This is a genomic window from Polaromonas potterensis (genome assembly GCF_033446725.1).
In the GTDB taxonomy this organism is placed as follows: Bacteria; Pseudomonadota; Gammaproteobacteria; order Burkholderiales; family Burkholderiaceae_C; genus Polaromonas.
In genome coordinates, this window is sequence record NZ_JAWQLX010000014.1 from 21592 (window position 1) to 38357 (window position 16766).

General features: G+C 61.7%; 17 protein-coding genes and 1 pseudogene. 5 read left to right on the plus strand and 13 right to left on the minus strand.

The genetic code is table 11. The features are described 5' to 3' along the window. Positions 1-13: 13 nt before the first annotated feature. From R6254_RS20460 to R6254_RS20480, 5 genes are all read right to left on the minus strand, one after another. Positions 14-751, minus strand: coding sequence for an enoyl-CoA hydratase/isomerase family protein (locus tag R6254_RS20460; RefSeq protein ID WP_318409529.1), 738 nt, complete (start codon positions 749-751; stop codon positions 14-16). Beyond that, positions 748-2007: a CaiB/BaiF CoA transferase family protein gene (locus tag R6254_RS20465; RefSeq protein WP_318409530.1), complete on the minus strand. Its 1260-nt coding sequence runs from the start codon at positions 2005-2007 to the stop codon at positions 748-750. The genes R6254_RS20460 and R6254_RS20465 overlap by 4 nt, the downstream gene beginning before the upstream one ends. 4 nt (positions 2008-2011) lie before the next feature. Then, on the minus strand, positions 2012-3436 hold the full coding sequence (locus R6254_RS20470; protein WP_318409531.1) for an aldehyde dehydrogenase family protein: 1425 nt from the start codon (positions 3434-3436) through the stop codon (positions 2012-2014). After that, complete coding sequence (locus R6254_RS20475; protein ID WP_318409532.1) at positions 3433-4305, minus strand: VOC family protein; 873 nt, start codon at positions 4303-4305, stop codon at positions 3433-3435. The genes R6254_RS20470 and R6254_RS20475 overlap by 4 nt, the downstream gene beginning before the upstream one ends. 195 nt (positions 4306-4500) lie before the next feature. Beyond that, the gene (locus R6254_RS20480; RefSeq protein ID WP_318409533.1) at positions 4501-5532 is read right to left on the minus strand and encodes a Bug family tripartite tricarboxylate transporter substrate binding protein; all 1032 of its coding nucleotides are present in this window, start codon (positions 5530-5532) and stop codon (positions 4501-4503) included. A 116-nt stretch (positions 5533-5648) separates the two neighbouring features. Between R6254_RS20480 and R6254_RS20485 the strand changes: the two genes are divergently transcribed. Continuing rightward, entirely contained in the window at positions 5649-6440 is a 792-nt protein-coding gene (locus tag R6254_RS20485; RefSeq protein ID WP_318409534.1) for an IclR family transcriptional regulator domain-containing protein, read from the plus strand. On the opposite strand, the gene R6254_RS20490 is transcribed toward R6254_RS20485, so the two are convergent. Beyond that, positions 6437-7150, minus strand: coding sequence for an MIP/aquaporin family protein (locus R6254_RS20490; protein WP_318409535.1), 714 nt, complete (start codon positions 7148-7150; stop codon positions 6437-6439). The two genes, R6254_RS20485 and R6254_RS20490, sit on opposite strands and share 4 nt — an antisense overlap. Further along, positions 7147-7515 carry an ArsR/SmtB family transcription factor gene (locus R6254_RS20495; RefSeq protein ID WP_318409536.1) on the minus strand — a complete coding sequence of 123 codons (369 nt, stop codon included), beginning with the start codon at positions 7513-7515 and terminating at the stop codon, positions 7147-7149. Before R6254_RS20495 ends, R6254_RS20490 begins: the two co-directional genes overlap by 4 nt. Positions 7516-7606: 91 nt before the next feature. Here R6254_RS20495 and arsC point away from each other — a divergent pair, with 91 nt between their 5' ends. After that, positions 7607-8038, plus strand: coding sequence for an arsenate reductase (glutaredoxin) (gene arsC, locus R6254_RS20500; protein WP_318409537.1), 432 nt, complete (start codon positions 7607-7609; stop codon positions 8036-8038). Then, positions 8025-8741, plus strand: a complete 717-nt coding sequence (gene arsH / locus R6254_RS20505) for an arsenical resistance protein ArsH (protein ID WP_318409611.1) — start codon at positions 8025-8027, stop codon at positions 8739-8741. Before arsC ends, arsH begins: the two co-directional genes overlap by 14 nt. Before the next feature lie 96 nt (positions 8742-8837). On the opposite strand, the gene R6254_RS20510 is transcribed toward arsH, so the two are convergent. The 4 genes from R6254_RS20510 to R6254_RS20525 are packed head-to-tail and all read right to left on the minus strand — an operon-like array spanning position 8838 to position 12616. Continuing rightward, positions 8838-10001: an acyl-CoA dehydrogenase family protein gene (locus R6254_RS20510; protein WP_318409538.1), complete on the minus strand. Its 1164-nt coding sequence runs from the start codon at positions 9999-10001 to the stop codon at positions 8838-8840. Continuing rightward, positions 9998-10408, minus strand: coding sequence for a cupin domain-containing protein (locus tag R6254_RS20515; protein WP_318409539.1), 411 nt, complete (start codon positions 10406-10408; stop codon positions 9998-10000). Before R6254_RS20515 ends, R6254_RS20510 begins: the two co-directional genes overlap by 4 nt. Positions 10409-10421: 13 nt before the next feature. Continuing rightward, on the minus strand, positions 10422-11651 hold the full coding sequence (locus tag R6254_RS20520; RefSeq protein ID WP_318409540.1) for a CaiB/BaiF CoA transferase family protein: 1230 nt from the start codon (positions 11649-11651) through the stop codon (positions 10422-10424). A 2-nt stretch (positions 11652-11653) separates the two neighbouring features. Next, positions 11654-12616, minus strand: coding sequence for a Bug family tripartite tricarboxylate transporter substrate binding protein (locus R6254_RS20525; RefSeq protein WP_318409612.1), 963 nt, complete (start codon positions 12614-12616; stop codon positions 11654-11656). Positions 12617-12782: 166 nt separating this feature from the next. On the opposite strand from R6254_RS20525, the gene R6254_RS20530 reads away from it, so the two are divergent. Beyond that, entirely contained in the window at positions 12783-13673 is an 891-nt protein-coding gene (locus R6254_RS20530; protein ID WP_318409541.1) for a LysR substrate-binding domain-containing protein, read from the plus strand. Positions 13674-14165: 492 nt separating this feature from the next. After that, positions 14166-14338: pseudogene (locus R6254_RS20535) on the plus strand (Smr/MutS family protein); the annotation flags it as partial. Between the two features lie 91 nt (positions 14339-14429). On the opposite strand, the gene R6254_RS20540 reads toward R6254_RS20535, so the two are convergent. Together R6254_RS20540 and R6254_RS20545 are read right to left on the minus strand one after the other, a co-directional pair. After that, entirely contained in the window at positions 14430-15425 is a 996-nt protein-coding gene (locus R6254_RS20540) for a tripartite tricarboxylate transporter substrate binding protein (protein WP_318409542.1), read from the minus strand. Positions 15426-15483: 58 nt separating this feature from the next. Next, a complete protein-coding gene (locus tag R6254_RS20545) occupies positions 15484-16674 on the minus strand; it encodes a M20 aminoacylase family protein (RefSeq protein ID WP_318409543.1) in 1191 nt (396 codons plus the stop codon). Positions 16675-16766 lie beyond the last annotated feature (92 nt).

A 16766-nucleotide genomic window follows, 5' to 3' on the forward strand; every position in this document is an offset into this window, starting at 1 on the left:
CATGGCGTGCGGCTCAGCGGGCTTTGTCCAGGAACTTTTTGAAGATCTGCTGGGTCTCGTCGGTATTGAGCAGGTCGGCAAAGGCCCGGACCTCCAGATCGAAGGCCTGTGTGACTTGCGCCTGCGAAGTTTCCCTCAGCATCCGTTTGGCCGTGCGCAGGGAGTTGCGCGGCAGACGAGCCAGGTCTGCCGCTGTCTGGCGGGCCACGTTCAGCGCCTCGCCGGGGGCCACCAGCTCGGTGATGAAGCCGGCGTCGCGCGCCTCGGTGCCGTCAAAGTACCTGCATTGCAGCAACCACTGCCGCGCCTTGCGCACCCCCACGATTTTTTCGAGCAGGTAGGTCGAGGCACCTTCCGGGCACAGGCCCAGGGCCACAAAAGGCATGCGAAAGCGGGTCTGCGCCGGGGCATAGACAAAATCGAAATGCTGCAGCATGGTGGCGCCAATACCGATGGCGAAATTTTCGACCGCCGCGATCAGGGTGACGTTGGCCCGGGCGAGTGCCCGCAGGAAAACCACGGCGGGCGCATCCTCGTGGCCGCGCTTGGTCTGGAAGTCCTGAATGTCCGCGCCGGCCGTGAAGAGGCCGCCTGCGCCGTACAGAATCACGGCCGCGCACGTGGCGTCGGCGCCCGCTGCATCGACCAAGCGCCCGAGTTCGAGGTACATGTCGTGGCTGAGTGCATTGCGTTTGTCGGGACGATCAATGCAAATCTCCATCACACCGTTGGCAACGTGGCTGCGAATCATGGGGTCTCCTTGGGTTGTTGAGTTTCTTTGCCGACCACCCCGCGCTGCGCGAAGTCGGCGACGATTTCCGGGCTCAGGCCCAGGATGTCGGTCAATACCTCGGTCGTGTGGCGTCCCAGGGCCGCCGGCGTGCGCTCATAACGAACCGGTGTTTCGCTGAACTTGATGGGGTTGGCAATGCCGCGCATATACCCCTCGCCGTTCTCACTGCCGACATTGACTGCCATTTCCCGGTGAATGATCTGGGGGTGTTCGAACGTTTCGCGGTAGCTGTTGATGCGCCCGTGCGGGATGTCCCACTCCGAGAAGGCGGCCAGCCAGTGGCTGGTGGCTTGTTGGGCGACGAGTGCCTGCAAGCGGGGCAGCAACACATCGCGTTGCCGGATGCGTCCGGAGGTGAGCTGAAACTCCGTTGCGGCTTCCAGCGAGGGGTCGCCCAGCGCCCGGCAAAAACGCGTCCACTGCGAGTCGTTGCCGACCGCCACGACGATTTTTCCATCGGCCGTATCGAAGACCTGGTAAGGCACCAGCGCCGGATGGGCATTGCCCCAGCGGCGCGGGTCCAGGTCGTTGACCAGGTGGAAGGCTCCCTGGTTGGAGGCCAAAGCCGTCACGCAGTCGAGCAAGGCTAGATCGATGTACTGACCGGTGCCCGTGACATGGCGGTGGTTGAGTGCCGACAAAACGGCAATCGACGCATACAGGCCGGTGGTCAGATCGGCCACGGCAATGCCGACTTTCTGCGGTCCACCGCCGGGCAAATCGTCCTTCTCGCCGGTGATGCTCATCAGCCCGCCTTCCGCCTGGAAGACGAAGTCGTAGCCCGGTCGGTCAGCGTAAGGGCCGGTTTGTCCATAACCCGTGATCGAGCAATAAACGATGGCGGGGTTGATCTTTTTGATGCTTTCGTAATCGAGGCCGTAGCGGGCCAGATCGCCCACTTTGAAGTTTTCGATGAAGACATCACACTGGGTCGCCAGCTTGCGCACCAGCTCCGCACCTTCCGGATTCGCGATGTCGATGGCGACGGAGCGCTTGTTGCGGTTGGCCGAGGCGAAGTAGGTCGCGTCACGGGTCTCCCGGCCATCCGTGGTCCGGAAGTAGGGCGGGCCCCAATGCCGTGTGTCATCCCCGCGCGCGGGGTGTTCGATCTTGATGACATCGGCGCCCATGTCGGCCAGAGTCTGGGTACACCACGGACCCGCGAGGATGCGGGTCAGGTCCAGCACGCGCACATTTCCCAATGCTTGATTCATGTGATCAACCCTGTTGCGGCGCATTCTGTTGAATGGCCTTGTATTCGAGAAACTCATCGAGGCCGACGCTGCCGCCCTCGCGGCCCACGCCGCTTTGCTTGAAGCCGCCAAAAGGCGCGAGCGCATTGAAACGTGCGCCATTGATATCGACCTGGCCGGCCCGGATGCGCCGCGCGACCTGCAAGGCCTCTTGCGGCTCGCCCCACACCGCAGCGGCGAGTCCGAACACCGTGTCGTTGGCGATGCGCACGGCCTCGTCCACATCGCGGTAGGTCATGACACTCAGCACCGGTCCGAAGACCTCGTTGCGTGCCAGCACATTGCCTGGCTCCACCCAGAAAGCCTGCGGACTGACAAAAAAGCCGTCGGCCGGGGCGGAAGCCGGCGCATGGATCGCTTGGGCGCCTTGCGCGATACCTTCGGCGATCAAGGCCTTGACGCGGTCTTGCTGCTGGCGGGAGATGAGTGGTCCGACCCGCGTGCCGTCAGCCAGGCTCTCGCCCAAAGTCAATTTGGCCATCTCCAGCTTCAGGAGCTCATCCACTTGCGCCTGCTGGTCCTCGGGCACCAGCAGGCGGGTATGGGCACTGCAGGTCTGGCCGTTGTTGAGCATGCAGGAGCCCAGCGTGGCTTTCACGGCGCGCGCCAGATCGCCGCTGGGCAGGACCAGCGCCGGGGACTTGCCGCCCAATTCGGTGGTGACCTTCTTGACGGTGGCCGCCGCCAGCGCGGAGACGGCGCGGCCGGCTTCGGTCGAGCCGGTGAAGCTGACCATGTCGACGCGCTCCGCGGCCGCCAGGAAGGCGCCGACTTCGGCGCCCAGCCCGTTGACCACGTTGACCACACCCGCCGGAAAGTCCGATTCGTCCAGCGCTTCGCTGATCAGTTGTGTGGTGAGCGGCGTCAGTTCGCTGGGCTTGAGCACCACCGTGTTGCCGGCCAGCAGGGCGGGGACCACCTTGAGCACAATCTGGTGCAGGGGGAAGTTCCAGGGCGTGATGCAGGCCACCACGCCGAAGGGCTCTCGCACGATCAGGGAGTTGCCGACCTGCTGCTCCCAGGCCAGCGAAGCGATGGACTGGATGAAGTGCTGGATATTGCGAATCGGTGCATCCACCTGCACGATGTGCGCGATCTTCAGGGGTGTCCCGATCTCGCTCGCCATGGCCTGGGCCAGGCTGTCCTTGCGGCGGGCCAGTGCCGCGCCGAACTTGCGGAGAAGGTCGGTGCGCTGTTCCAACGGGGTGTCAAACCAGGCCGGAAACGCGTCATGGGCGGCATCCACCGCCAGCGCCGCATCCTGTGTGTGTCCGCACGTCACCCGGGCGAGGGGCTTGCCCGTGTTAGGGTTTTGCACATCGACGAAGGCCGTGGCCAGCGATGTACGCCAGGTGCGGCCTATGTATTGCTGGTCGTAAGTCAATGTCATGATTTTTCTTCCTCCAGGGCTTGCACGCGTCCTGGCTGGCCAGACCAGCCCCAGGCCAGCGACGTGCGGGAAACCCCCATCAGCACGCCATTGAGGGCGCTGGGGTGGATCCAGAGGCCATCCCTTTCCGTGGGTGTGGTGGTTCTGCGTGTCCATTTGTGCTGGTGGCGCTCCAGCCGGGCAATCACGTCCGCCAGGTCATCGGTCTCCACGTAACACATGTAGAGCGCGTCGCCTCGTTTGGCGGAGAACCGCCCCATGGCAAAGGCCGGGTCGTGCGCTTCGGACAGTTCGATGCGATCCAGGCATTTCGGATCGAATAGCATGAGCGTGCCCTCATAACCAAAACGCTGGAAGGTGATGTCCACCATGTGTTCGCGCGGCAGTCCCAGACGTGTCGCGTAGTGCTCCGCTACCTTGTGCCAGTCGGAGCGCAAGACCATCGTCAGTTCATACAGAAACTCGACCGGACCGCCTCCCCGGACGGGGGCTTGCGCGGGCGCAGCGCTAACCACGAGCGGCAGCCCATAAAGATCGTCGCTCTCGGGGTAGAGGCGGCCATCGGCCTGGACGAGGCGGGTGCCCTGCGCCGTCAGCCCGCGCTGGCAGCTAGCGAGATCGCCGGTGGTCACGCCACCGCGGAAAAGCCCCTGGCCGAACTGGCTCAGATGGGTCTCCACCTGCCCAGTCCCCAGTGGCTTGCAGAGCTCCACTTCGCTCGCGCCGAGGGCCATGCGGCGTATGCGTGCGTTGAGATGTGTGCTCTCAAAATCGCCGATCACCGTTGCGCCCAGCACATTGCGGTAGTTGTTTTCTGCCTCATCAAGGTCGTTGACGGCAACGAGAATCCTGTCTACGTTTTTAAACATGGCTTGTGGTGTCCTGGTTGGAAAAATGGATGGGCCGGCAAGAGGCCGCCCGGCAGGGCTGGCCCTGGCGTCAAAGGTGCGAAGGGGCGGGCGGCCTGGTTGGCGCTGCGGCTGCCCCGCCTCCGTGGCCTGTGCAAGCGGCTGGTGCTTGCACAGTGTCTGCTGCGTGACGGCGCTTGCTGCGCCGACCGCGGATCAGTCTGCCTTGATGCCCAGTTCGTTGATCAGGCTTCCCCAGCGGCGATCTTCCGACGCAATGAAGTCGCGGTATTGCTGGGGTGTGCTGGGCGTGATGTCGATGTTTTGCTGCTTGAAGAATTCGACAAATTCCGGCTTGGCCTGAACGGTACGAACGGCGGCATTGAGCTTGCGCACGATTTCCGGCGGCGTCGCCTTGGGCAGGTGGATGCCGAACCATGACGCGACCGTGAACTCCGGCAAACCGCTTTCCACAAAGGTGGGAACCTGCGGCAAAGCCGCCGAACGAACCGCCGTGGTCACGCCCAGAGGTACAACTTTTCCGGACTTGATGTGGGGCAGCGCCGTGTTGATGCTGTCGAACATGAAGTCGAGGTTACCTCCCAGCAGGTCCATCATGGCGGGCGCGCTGCCTTTGTAAGGCACATGGACCACCTTGATGCCGGCCTGTTTGGCAAACAGTTCTGCCGACAGATGCGAGGAGGAACCCGGACCGAAGGAGCCGTAGTTCAGCTGGCCCGGGCGCTTCTTGGCCTCTTCCACCAGACGGGCGACGCTTGAATAAGTCTGTGCCTTCTGGGCGTTGACCACCAACACATTGGCGCCATCGGCGACCTTGGCCACGGGGATCAGGTCACCCGGCGCATAGGGCATCTTTTGCAACAGAAACTGGTTGACGCTGACCTGGCCGATCGCGCCAAACATCACCGTGTAGCCGTCCGGACGCGACTTGGCGACCATGTTGGCGGCGATGGATCCGTTGGCACCGGCCCGGTTGTCCACGATCACGGGCACTTTGAGAACCAGCGCCAGCTCGACCGCCAGTTTTCTGGCAATCGCGTCATTGATGCCACCTGCCGGATAACCCAGCACAAAGGTGAGGGGCTTTTCAGGCCAGTTTGCATCAGCTTTGGTGTCCTGTGCCGCGCTGACGGTGGGTAAACCCAAAGCCGTTGCGGCGACGCAAGCGAGGGCCAGGCGAACGCCCTGACGACGGATGGCACTGTGGAATGGTTGGACCGGTTTCATGTCTGTCTCCTCGTGTAATAGACGATCTGATTCTCCCCACGCCGGTCCAGCCCGGGACACCCGGATCACGACTTTTGTGCGAATATCGCCCAATTCAGTACCTACTGCCCCTCGCCATGCCCCAGTTCGAAGAAATCCAGCACATTGCCGCCGCCCACAAGGGCGACCCAGACTTCATGCTGTCCCTTGCCAGAGGCATGCAGGTGTTGCTTGCGTTCTCCGAGCGCAAGACGCCGGCCTCTCTGTCGGAGATCGCCCTCAAGACGAGCCTGGACCGCGCGGTCGTGCGGCGCTGTGTCTACACGCTGGGGAAGTTGGGCTTGGTGGGGGGCGTGGGCAAGAAATATGCACTGAACGCCGAAGTCCTCAGCCTGGGCCATGCCTATTTTTCGTCGGCCGACCTGATCACGCGGGCACAACCCGTGCTGGATCAGCTGAGCGAGAAAATTCACACCAATTGTTCATTGGCGATTCTGAACCAGGGGGATGTGGTCTACCTAGTGCGTTCGCAGAGCCGGCGCCTGATGCAGCGCTCCCTGGGGATGGGCAGCCGCCTGCCCGCGCATTGCACTTCACTGGGACGGGTATTGTTGGCCCACATGCCGGCCAAGGAGTTCAGTATCTACCTGGCCGCCACGCAGTTTCAGCCCCTGACGTCGTTTACCGTGACGGACAAGCGGGCCTTGCGAACCATTTTGAAAAACATACGCAAGGATGGTTTTGCCATCGTCAACCAGGAGATAGAGATGGACCTGGTGGCCATTGCCATCCCTGTCCGGATGGCGGGTTACAACGAACTCATGGCCCTGAGCGTGACGGTGAACCCGCGCTACACCGCCGCTGAAGACATGAAGGCGCGTTATCTGGAGGCCATGCAGCAGGCGGCCACGCAGTTGCTAACGGTCTAGGTCTTGTCGGTCGCAGTCTGGCCCAGCCCGCGGCTGAGCAACACACCGGCCCACGCGCCTATGAATTCGGCGAGCATAAAGCCTGGTGCGCTGGCGGGCGCAATGCCGGCAAAACTGTCCGACAACATGCGTCCCAACACCGCCGCCGGGTTGGCAAACGAGGTGCTGGCAGTGAACCAGTAGGCCGCGCCTATGTAGCAGGCCACCAGCGCGGCCGCTTTGCTCGGCGGCGCACGCAACACCACGAGGATCAGCCCGGCCGTGGCCACGGCTTCCGCCAGCCACTGGCCCCAGCCGCCGCGCAGGTGGTGGCTGAACTGCAGCACCCCCAGGTCAAACATGGCATGCGCCAGCCAGGCCCCGGCCACCGCACCCAAGCCCTGGGCTGCTATGAAAAATAGAGCTGTTTGTGTCCGCCCGGTCTGGGCTGGAGGGCCTTTCGACCACATGACCAGGGTCACCAGCGGGTTGAAGTGGGCGCCGCTGACCGGGCCCAGCACCTCAATCAGCACGTAGAGCGCAAACACCGTGGCCAGGGTATTGGCCAGCAGCGCCAGCGCCAGGTTGCCGCCAGCCAGCCGTTCGGCCATGATGCCGGAGCCAATAACCGCGCAGAGCAGGGCGGCGGTGCCGACGAACTCCGCCAGGAGTTGGCGTGGCAGTGGGTGAGGTTGGGCGTGACCGGCCAGCCGCGCAGCGGCGGCGCTCATGAAGCGCTCAGGCAAGCGGTGTTTGTGGGGCTGATTTCGCAGCTGCCGCCTTCACAACAATGCTCGGTCAAATAAGCCAGCAGCGCATTCATCTGCGCAAAATTGGCGCGGTAAATCAGGTTGCGGCCGCGTGGCTCGCTGCTGACCAGGCCGGCATGCGCCAATTCCTTGAGGTGGAAAGACAAGGCGCTGGGCGCCACACCGAGTTGTTCGGCGATGTTGCCCGGCGTCAGCCCATCGGGCCCGGCCATCACCAGCGCACGGAAGGTACGCAGACGTTGTGCTTGCGCCAGCGCCGCCAGGGCCTTGACGGCAACACTTTCGTCCCGCGGTGCGAAGGCTGGGGTTGGCGATTTTGATTTCATGATTCAAATATAATTGAATTATTGAATCAAAACAATCCCTTCCACTTCCTGTTGGATCGACAGGCGGGGCAGGCACAAGGAGTACCGCCACATGTCCAGCATCACGATTTATCACAACCCGCGTTGCAGCACCTCGCGCAACACGCTGGCCCTGATCCGCAACAGCGGCGCCGAGCCCGAGGTCATCGAATACCTGCTGACACCGCCGACCCGGGAGACCTTGCAGGCGCTGATCGCACAAATGGGCATCCCGGTGCGCGAACTGATACGCAGCAAGGAAAAACTCTACACAGAGCTGCAACTGGACCAGCCCGCGCTCAGCGACGAGGCCTTGCTGGACGCCATGCTGGCCCATCCCATCTTGATCAACCGGCCGATGGTGGTGACGCCGCTGGGCACGCGCCTGTGCCGTCCTTCCGAGTTGGTGCTGGACATTCTGCCCAGCCCGCAGCAGGGCGCTTTCACCAAGGAAGACGGCGAGCCGGTGATCAACGACAAGGGCGAGCGTGTTGCTGGGCGCTGATCTTCCCAATCTTGAATCGGCGCTGCTTGCGCCGCCGTCAGTCAGCGCTCTGCAGTCCGACCGGCCTTCGGCGCATGCGCCACGTATCTTGTTGTTGTACGGCTCGGTGCGTGAACGTTCCTACAGCCGGCTGCTCAGCGAAGAAGCCTCACGGCTGCTGCAGGCCATGGGCGCCGAGACCCGTACCTTTGACCCGCGCGGCCTACCGCTGCCCGACGACGCGCCCGACAACCACCCCAAGGTGCAGGAGTTGCGGCAACTGGCGCAGTGGGCCGAAGGCATGGTCTGGACCTCGCCCGAGCGTCACGGGTCCCTGACCGGCATCATGAAGTCGCAGATCGACTGGATTCCGCTGGCCGACGGCGCCGTGCGGCCGACCCAGGGCAAAACCCTGGCGCTGATGCAGGTCAGCGGCGGCTCGCAGTCTTTCAACGCCGTCAACCAGTTGCGCGTCCTGGGCCGCTGGATGCGCATGTTGACCATTCCCAACCAGTCCTCGGTCGCCAAGGCTTTTCTGGAGTTTGACGAGGCCGGGCGCATGAAGGCATCAAGCTATTACGACCGCGTGGTGGACGTGATGGAAGAACTGCTCAAGTTCACCTTGCTGACGCGGGACGTGTCGCCTTATCTGGTGGACCGGTACAGCGAGCGCAAGGAGAGTGCGCAGGCGCTGGCCAGGCGGGTGAATCAGCGGGGTTTGTGAGTTTTATACGCCAAACAGGCCTCTAGCCCTTTAGGTTTGGGCGTAAGTAGCTATTGAATTTGTAGCGACTGGCTATGCGCTTCTGTCACCCGCAGCTCAATAAGACTTGGGCAAGCCCAGTACTTTTTCGGCGATAAAACACAGGATCAGTTGAGGGCTCACGGGGGCCAGGCGGGGAATCCAGGACTCACGCAGATAGCGCTCCACGTGGTATTCCTTGGCGTAACCCATGCCACCATGGGTGAAGATGGCGTTTTCGCAAGCGTGGTAACAGGCTTCTGCGGCTAGATACTTCGCGCTGTTGGCCTCGGCGGCGCATGGCAAATGCTGGTCATACAGCCACGCGGCCTTCTGGACCATCAAGTCAGCAGCTTCCAGCTCCATCCAGGATTTGGCCAGAGGGTGCTGGATGCCTTGGTTTTGACCAATCGGGCGACCAAACACTTCGCGCTCATTGGCATAACCCGCTGCGCGTTTTAAGGCCGCACGCCCCAAACCCACGGCTTCGCTGGCGATCAGGATGCGCTCCGGGTTCAGGCCGTGCAGGATGTAGCTGAAGCCTTTGCCTTCTTCTCCCACACGGTCTTCCACGGGAATACGCAGACCGTCAATGAAGACCTGGTTGGAGTCCACGCACTTGCGGCCCAGTTTTTCAATTTCCCGGACTTCAACCTTGCTGCGATCCATATCGGTGTAAAACAGGCTCAAACCTTCGGTGCCCTTGCAATCTTCGATAGGTGTGGTGCGCGCCAGCAGCAAGATCTTGTTGGCCACTTGGGCCGTGCTGATCCAGACCTTCTGCCCATGCGCGACATAGTGATCGCCGTCACGTACCGCACGCGTCTTGAGCTTCAAGGTGTTCAGCCCGGTATTGGGTTCGGTTACCGCGAAGCAGGCCCGGTCCGTGCCCGCAATCAGCGGCGGCAACCAGCGCTGCTTTTGCGCATCGGTGCCGAACACCACGACGGGGTGCAGGCCAAAAATATTCATGTGCACCGCAGAGGCGCCAGACAAACCTGCGCCGGTCGCGGAAATCGTGTGCATCATGAGCGCCGCTTCACTGATGCCCAGGCCTGCACCGCCATAGGCCTCGGGCATGGCGATGCCCAGCCAGCCCGAATCCGCCAGCGCGCGGTGAAAATCATCAGGGAAGCCGCCTTCCTGGTCCTTGCGCAGCCAGTAGTCAGCATCGAATGGCGCACAAACACGCTCAATGGCATCGCGGATTTGTTCTTGATCAGGGGTCCGTGCAAAGTTCATCGTGAGGCTCCGTTCGAAATGGCGTTGTCGGGGCGAATCACTTTGTCGGGCGATTCGCCGTAGGGTGGGCTGTAGATCACGAGCAGCTTCACGGGGCTGTCACTGGTGACCGTGAAGACATGCATTTGGTCGGCAGGGAAGAAACAGGTGTCGCCTGGCGCCATCTCAAACGACTGGCCGGCCACCTCGACATGCGCTGTGCCTTCCAGCAGGTAGCAGGCTTGTTCAATGCCAGGGTGGGCATGGGGCAAAGCCCCACCCCCTTTATGCAGCGTTCCCAGCAAGACCTCCATCTGCTGGGCCCCGACGGTCTCGGGGCCAATCAGTCGTTGATTGCTGGTGTGATGGTGGTTGGCCGGCTGATAAGCCGGCACATCTTTAGTACGAACCAGGTAACTTGGTTGCATGTTGTTATTCCTTTCAGATGGAAGTTCGGCAAGCACCCTGTTCGATCAAGGTGTTGATGCGTTCTGGGGTGTAACCCGCTTCTGCCAGGACTTGTCGGGTGTGTTCACCCAATCTTGGCGCGGGCGAAAAGCTGCGCGCAGGCGGCGTGGCCGACCACTTCGTTGGGTGCGCGAGTGTGTGCATCGGCCCTTCCGTCGGATGAACGCTGTCACGCACAAAGCCCGTGGCGCGCAGTTGTGGATTGACCAACAGGTCTTCCGGACTGTTCATCGGCATGTTGGGCACGTCGGCCGCATCCAGCAAGGTGCGCCATTGCGCGGTGCTGCGGCTGCGGAGGATGCGGGCGACTTCCGCATAAACCTCGTCAATATGGGCCGCACGTGCGCTGTGTGTCACAAAACGCGGATCGCGGCCCAGGCCATCGGACTCGCCTATGGCGTCAAAGAAACTTTTCCAGTGCTTGTCGTTGTAGATCAGGACACACAACATGCCATCGCTGGTGACATAAGGCTTGCGGTGTGGCGTCAGCAGGCGTGCGTAGCCGGGCTTCCCAAGCGGCGGCTCGAAAGTCAGGCCGGCCATGTGATCACCCAGGATGAACTGGGCCATGGCTTCAAACATAGGCACCACCACGGACTGACCCACGCCCGACTGGCTACGGGCATACAGTGCCGCCGTGACGGCGTAAACGGTGTGCAGGCCCGTCACGCGATCTGCCAGCGTGGTCGGGGCATAGGCGGGCTCGGGCGTCCCATATTGCTCCATCAGCCACGGCACACCTGTTGCACCCTGAATCAGATCGTCGTAAGCCGGCCGGGCGGCATCTGGACCGTCTTGATCAAACCCACAACAACTCACATGGATGATGCGGGGGTTGCGCAGACGTATCGCCTCGTAGTCCAGCCCCAAGCGGGCCAAAGCCTGTGGCCGCACGTTGCTGATAAACACGTCGCAACCCTCTGCCATTTTCAAGGCGGCCTCCAGGCCTTCCGGATGTTTGAGATCCAGGACGATACTTCTCTTGCCGGCGTTGGCATGCAGGAAGATATGTCCCATGCCGGCATGGGCCATCGGGCCGACGTGGCGCATGTTGTCGCCTTCCGGGGTCTCCACCTTGATCACCTCGGCGCCCAATTGCGCAAGAATCTGGGTCGCAAAAGGCCCCATGACAACAGAGGTCAGGTCGAGAATCTTCACACCTGCCAGCGGACCGGAGGTGGAGGCTGAATACGGAGCGCTCATGTTTATTCCGGGCGAATGCCGGCTTGCTTGATGAGGGTGCTCCAGTGCGCGAGCTGGTCCGCCACGTATTTGGCAAACTCTTCCGGCGTCTTGGTCGGCCAGGTCTCAAAGCCAAGCTGGCTCAGTGCTTTCTGTACGTCCTTGTCGGCCAGCACCTCTTGCAGCTCCATGTTCAGCTTGTCCACCACAGGCTTGGGCGTGCCCGCCGGTCCGAAGATGCCGTTCCAGGATGTCAAGTCAAAGCCGGGGACCACTTTGGCGATGGGAACTGCCCCTGGTATCGCTTTCAGCGGCTCTTTTGTCGTGACGCCCAGAACCCGTACGCTTCCCGCATTAATCATGCCCATGCCAGAACCCAGATCCACGACGTACATCTGGACTGACCCACCGATCAGATCGGTGAGGGCCTGGGGGCTCGATTTGTAGGGAATCGCAACGACATCCAGGCCCGCAATCCGCTTGATGGTTTCAGAGGCCACCAGGGAGGTGCTGTTCGGCGTGGCGTAAGAAAATTTTCCGGGGTTGAGTTTGGCTTGATCGATCCAGTCTTTGAGCGACTTTCCGGGATCGTTTTTGTTGACCACCAGGGCAAAGGGAAGTTCACCAATGCGGGTGACAGGTGTGAAATCCTTGATCGGGTCGTACTTGAGATTCAGGACCAGGCTGGGATTGGCCGAGTGTGATGTATTGGTCGTCATCAGCAAGGTGTAGCCGTCGGGCTTGGCCTTGGCCACGAACAGGGCGCCAATCTGGGCGTTGGCACCAGCCCTGTTGTCGATCAGAACGGGTTGTTTGAGTCGCTCGCCGAGCTTTCTTGCAACAATGCGTGCCACCGCATCCGTACCACTGCCGGCTGCAAATGGCACGACCAGCGTGACGGGCGCAGAGGGGTAGATTTGACTCAAGGCTGCCGAAGCCGCAAGCAAGCTAGCCGCCAGGGTAAGGGCGCGAGGAAGGATTGTCATGAAGCGTCTCCGTTTGTGAATGTCATTTGGCACCGTCCAGTCAGTGATGCGGTCACATCCTCCCCACTTCAATCATTCGTGTCCAATCCTATTTTTGGTTGGAGCAATTCTTTTTGAGAATCATTGAAAGATAATTGGCTCTCGGCCTAACCCACACGCTCCACCCATGAAGCTTCACTTTCTTCGTTACTTTGTCGTACTGGCTGAAGAATTGCATTTCGGACGGGCCGCAAACAAGCTTGCGATCACGCAGCCGCCACTGAGCAGCGCCATCAAGTCGCTGGAACAGGAGTTGGAGGTGCAACTCTTGATTCGCGATAGCAAACATGTCGAGCTGACCCAGGCCGGAGAGGCCTTCCTGGAGGAGGCGCGCCAGATTTTGGAACAAGTGGCGCGGGCTTCGAATGTGGCGAAAATCGTCGCCAGGGGGATGCGGGGGCGACTGGAGATTGGCATGACCGGTTCGCTGGTCTACCGGGAAGTGCCGACCATCGTGAGACAGTTCAATGCGGAAATGCCAGACGTGGATGTGGTGCTGAGGGAAATGTCCAGTGCCGACCAGTTGAATGAGTTACTGCGCGGCCAGATCCATGCCGGGTTTGTGAATGCCGCTACGGTTCCGCCCCAATTGGCATCGATGCCCATGGGTGAAGATGAATTTGTGCTCTGCTTGCCCGAGGATCATCCCAAAGCACAGGGCGCGACGGTCGATCTGAGACAACTGGCCGATGAACGGTTTGTGATGTTTTCCCGGGATGTGGCGCCTGCCAACCATGACAACGTGATCGCCATCTTCTCTCGCGCCGGCATACACCCCCAAATTGCGCATGCGGCCCGTCAATGGTTGACGATTGTGGCCATGGTCGCCAATGGCCTGGGTGTTTCTCTGGTGCCCCGCACGCTGGCTCGCTCGCGTGTTCACGGCGTGAAATTCATGAGGATTAGCGGTGAACAAGTGCTGGCACCGGCCATGCTGGTCTGGAATCCAGCTTATTACTTGCCGACCCTGCGTAGTTTTATTGAATGCTCTGAACGGATCCTCGCTCGGAAGGTGTGACTGGGCGAAGCATTTTTTCGGCAATAGCCCGTCGTGCATCAACGAAACTGCAGAGGTCCCCTGGGTCGCGTTCTGGCAAGGTTTATCCAGCCATCCAAACAGATCTTTCGTAGCGAATGCCTGCTGACGAGTCGGCCAAACTTTGAAATTCAAAGCCCAGAAAGCGGCCGGTGGCGACCGGCAGCAAACGCGGCTTTGCTGACGATCAAAGGGTCTACCGCGACAGGCTACAAAAGACTGCAAGCCGGCCTGCAAGCGAGAACTGCGACCGGCGGCATCCGCTGCATTGGGGTAGTTCGTTTAAGACCGACAACTGACATAGGGTTATTCACGCTGCTCGCTCCATACCCGACGTTGGTATCAGCAGGTTGGTGTCAGCAATGTGGCGCCAATTTCGATGACTGCTGCAACCGCACCTAGCCAGTACCAGCCAGTCATGCTGCTGCAATAAGCAGCGGCAAAAGGCTGCTGGGATCACCCGCATGGGAATGCTTGAGCTGCGTGCGGGTGGTGCATGGAAAAAGCCTGAGCTCGCCAAGCAAAACCCCGGTGCTCAAAGGCCGGGTGAAAAGCTGGTTGATCCAGAAAACCGAGGTACTGGCTTTGTGCGGGCGTGGCTGGCCGAGGGCGCCGACGGGGCACTGGCCGCCGCATTGGTGCTGTACGGGCCTGGGGCCGCAGCCTCACACCGCCGAAGCGGCGGCCTAGGCCTTCCGCCCGCAGCCTGCCGGTGCAGGCGGTTGGCTTACCACACCCTCAGCGTACAGGCTGGCGGCCGACGTCCTTCAACAGCTGTATGTAGCGATTGACCTGGGCCACCAAGTAGGCATCCGCTTGCGCTTGTGTGGCGAGTGGCAGCAACACCGTGCGGCCTTCCGCTTCCAGCCGCGCGCGCACGTCGGCTTGCTGGAGAGCATGGCCCACCGCCACGCGCAGACGGTCGACGAGCGCGCCAGGCGTGTCCTTGCGCACCAGGTAGCCGCCGCCGATCGTGTGCTCGAAATCCGGCAGTTGCTTGCTGGCGTCGATCTTCGGAATGTGCTTGAGCGTGGGCGGCAGGTTTTTGGAGAAGCTGGTCAACAGCTTCAGGCGCCCCTGCTGGGCCATGCCATCCATGCTGACCTGGTAGGCAAGGATGGCAAAGTCCACCTGCCCGCCGGCCAGGTCCTGCAGCGCGGGCGCGGACCCCTTGTAAGGCACGTGCAGGAAGTTCGCCCCCGTTCGTTTGGCCATCGCCTCGCCCATGAGGTGGTAGAGCGAGTCGATGCCCACCGTCGCGAAGCTCAGCGGTTTGTCCTTGTTTTTTTGCGCATAGGCGATGAATTCATCGAGCGTATTGATGTTGAGCCCATTGCGCACGAGCAGGACGATGGTGGCTTCCGTCGTGGGCTGCGCGAACTTGAAGTCGGTCGACTTGTATTTCGCCGCCTCGTTGAGCAGCGGAGCCAGGATCACTTCGTTCACCGAACCGTGGAAGAAGGTGTAGCCATCGGGCGCCGCACCGAGCACCTTGTTGGCGCCGATCACCCCTGTGCCGCCGCCGATGTTCTCGACGATGACCGGCTGCTTCAGGTCCTTGCCGATCGCCTCGGCAAAGATGCGCGCGGCCGCATCGCTGGGGCCGCCAGCTGGATACGGGACGACCAGCGACAGCGGCCGGTTCGGATAGGGCCCCGACTGGGCCCAGCTGGCAGGGGTGGCTGCCACCGCGGCTGCGGTCGCGATGAGGGATCGTCTCGAGAGGCTGTACATCGTTTTTGTCTCCTTGCAATTCACTCTTTTTGCTCTGTTCGCGGGTCCACTCAGCCGATCAGAGCAGGCGGGCATGCACCAGCCTGACCCAAAAGGCCGCGCCCGTGGGCAGGGCATCGTCGTTGAAGTCGTAGCCTGGGTTGTGCACCATGCAGCCTCCGTCTTCGCCCACGCCGTTACCCAGCCGCACATAGGCGCCCGGCACGGCTTGCAGCATGTAGGCGAAGTCTTCGCTGCCCATGGTCGGCTGGCGTTCCGACACCTTGTCGGCGCCAAGCAGGTCAATGGCGACTTGACGGGCGAACTCCGTGTGGTCTGCGGGGTTGACCAGCACTGGGTACTTGTGCACGTACTCAATGCTGCAGCCCAGGCCGTAGCTTTCGGCCTGGGCCTGCACGAAGGCCTTGATACGGCGCTCAATCTGCTCGCGTACCTTGGGCTCCAGCGTGCGCACCCCGATCTTGAGCACGGCGCGTTCGGGCACGATGTTGTACACCTCTCCGCACTGGACGGAGCCCACCGTGATGACCGCGGCGCGCTGCGCATCGATTTCCCGCGACACCAGGCTTTGCAGGCCCAGCACAATGCTCGCGGCACACTGCATCGGGTCGACGCCATGGTGCGGCATGGCCCCGTGGGCGCTCACGCCTGTCAATTCGACCGTGATTCGGTCAAAGGACGCCATGGCGGCCCCCGCGCTCATCGCCATATGGCCGACCGGCAGACCCGGGGCGTTGTGCAGCGCGTAGATGCTGTCGCAGGGGTAGCGATCGAAAAGACCTTCGTCCACCATGCGCAAGGCGCCGCCTTCGTTCTCCTCGGCCGGCTGAAAGATGAGATTCAGCGTGCCGTTGAAACGGCCATGTTCAGCCAGGTATTTCGCGGCGCACAGCAGGATGGCGGTATGGCCGTCGTGGCCACAGGCGTGCATCTTTCCGTGCACGGTGCTGCTGTAGGGCAGGCCGGTTCGCTCAACGATGGGCAGTGCATCCATGTCGGCGCGCAGGCCCAGGCGCTGTACACCGTTGCCTCGGCGCAACTGCCCGACCAGCCCGGTGCCACCGATGCCGCGCTCGACCTGATATCCCCATTCGGCGAGCTTTGCGGCAACCAGATTGCTGGTCTGCACCTCCTCGAAGGCAAGTTCCGGGTGCGCGTGGATCTCGCGTCGGATATCCACCAGTTCCGGCGCGATTCTCCGGATGTCTGTCAGCAATTCTTGTGCGGTCGGGTGTGTCAATGTAGGCATATGCCGAATTCTCTACAGGGGTCCCAGCACTATCAAGGCCACACATTGCGCTGAATCGTTGCCGAAAAAGCAACGGACCATGCGTACCCCGT

Coding starts and splice junctions, on each gene's coding strand:
- R6254_RS20460 (WP_318409529.1), bottom strand. CDS start 751: ATGATTCGCAGCCACGTTGCCAACGGTGTGATGGAGATTTGCATTGAT.
- R6254_RS20465 (WP_318409530.1), bottom strand. CDS start 2,007: ATGAATCAAGCATTGGGAAATGTGCGCGTGCTGGACCTGACCCGCATC.
- R6254_RS20470 (WP_318409531.1), bottom strand. CDS start 3,436: ATGACATTGACTTACGACCAGCAATACATAGGCCGCACCTGGCGTACA.
- R6254_RS20475 (WP_318409532.1), bottom strand. CDS start 4,305: ATGTTTAAAAACGTAGACAGGATTCTCGTTGCCGTCAACGACCTTGAT.
- R6254_RS20480 (WP_318409533.1), bottom strand. CDS start 5,532: ATGAAACCGGTCCAACCATTCCACAGTGCCATCCGTCGTCAGGGCGTT.
- R6254_RS20485 (WP_318409534.1), top strand. CDS start 5,649: ATGCCCCAGTTCGAAGAAATCCAGCACATTGCCGCCGCCCACAAGGGC.
- R6254_RS20490 (WP_318409535.1), bottom strand. CDS start 7,150: ATGAGCGCCGCCGCTGCGCGGCTGGCCGGTCACGCCCAACCTCACCCA.
- R6254_RS20495 (WP_318409536.1), bottom strand. CDS start 7,515: ATGAAATCAAAATCGCCAACCCCAGCCTTCGCACCGCGGGACGAAAGT.
- arsC (WP_318409537.1), top strand. CDS start 7,607: ATGTCCAGCATCACGATTTATCACAACCCGCGTTGCAGCACCTCGCGC.
- R6254_RS20510 (WP_318409538.1), bottom strand. CDS start 10,001: ATGAACTTTGCACGGACCCCTGATCAAGAACAAATCCGCGATGCCATT.
- R6254_RS20515 (WP_318409539.1), bottom strand. CDS start 10,408: ATGCAACCAAGTTACCTGGTTCGTACTAAAGATGTGCCGGCTTATCAG.
- R6254_RS20520 (WP_318409540.1), bottom strand. CDS start 11,651: ATGAGCGCTCCGTATTCAGCCTCCACCTCCGGTCCGCTGGCAGGTGTG.
- R6254_RS20525 (WP_318409612.1), bottom strand. CDS start 12,616: ATGACAATCCTTCCTCGCGCCCTTACCCTGGCGGCTAGCTTGCTTGCG.
- R6254_RS20530 (WP_318409541.1), top strand. CDS start 12,783: ATGAAGCTTCACTTTCTTCGTTACTTTGTCGTACTGGCTGAAGAATTG.
- R6254_RS20540 (WP_318409542.1), bottom strand. CDS start 15,425: ATGTACAGCCTCTCGAGACGATCCCTCATCGCGACCGCAGCCGCGGTG.
- R6254_RS20545 (WP_318409543.1), bottom strand. CDS start 16,674: ATGCCTACATTGACACACCCGACCGCACAAGAATTGCTGACAGACATC.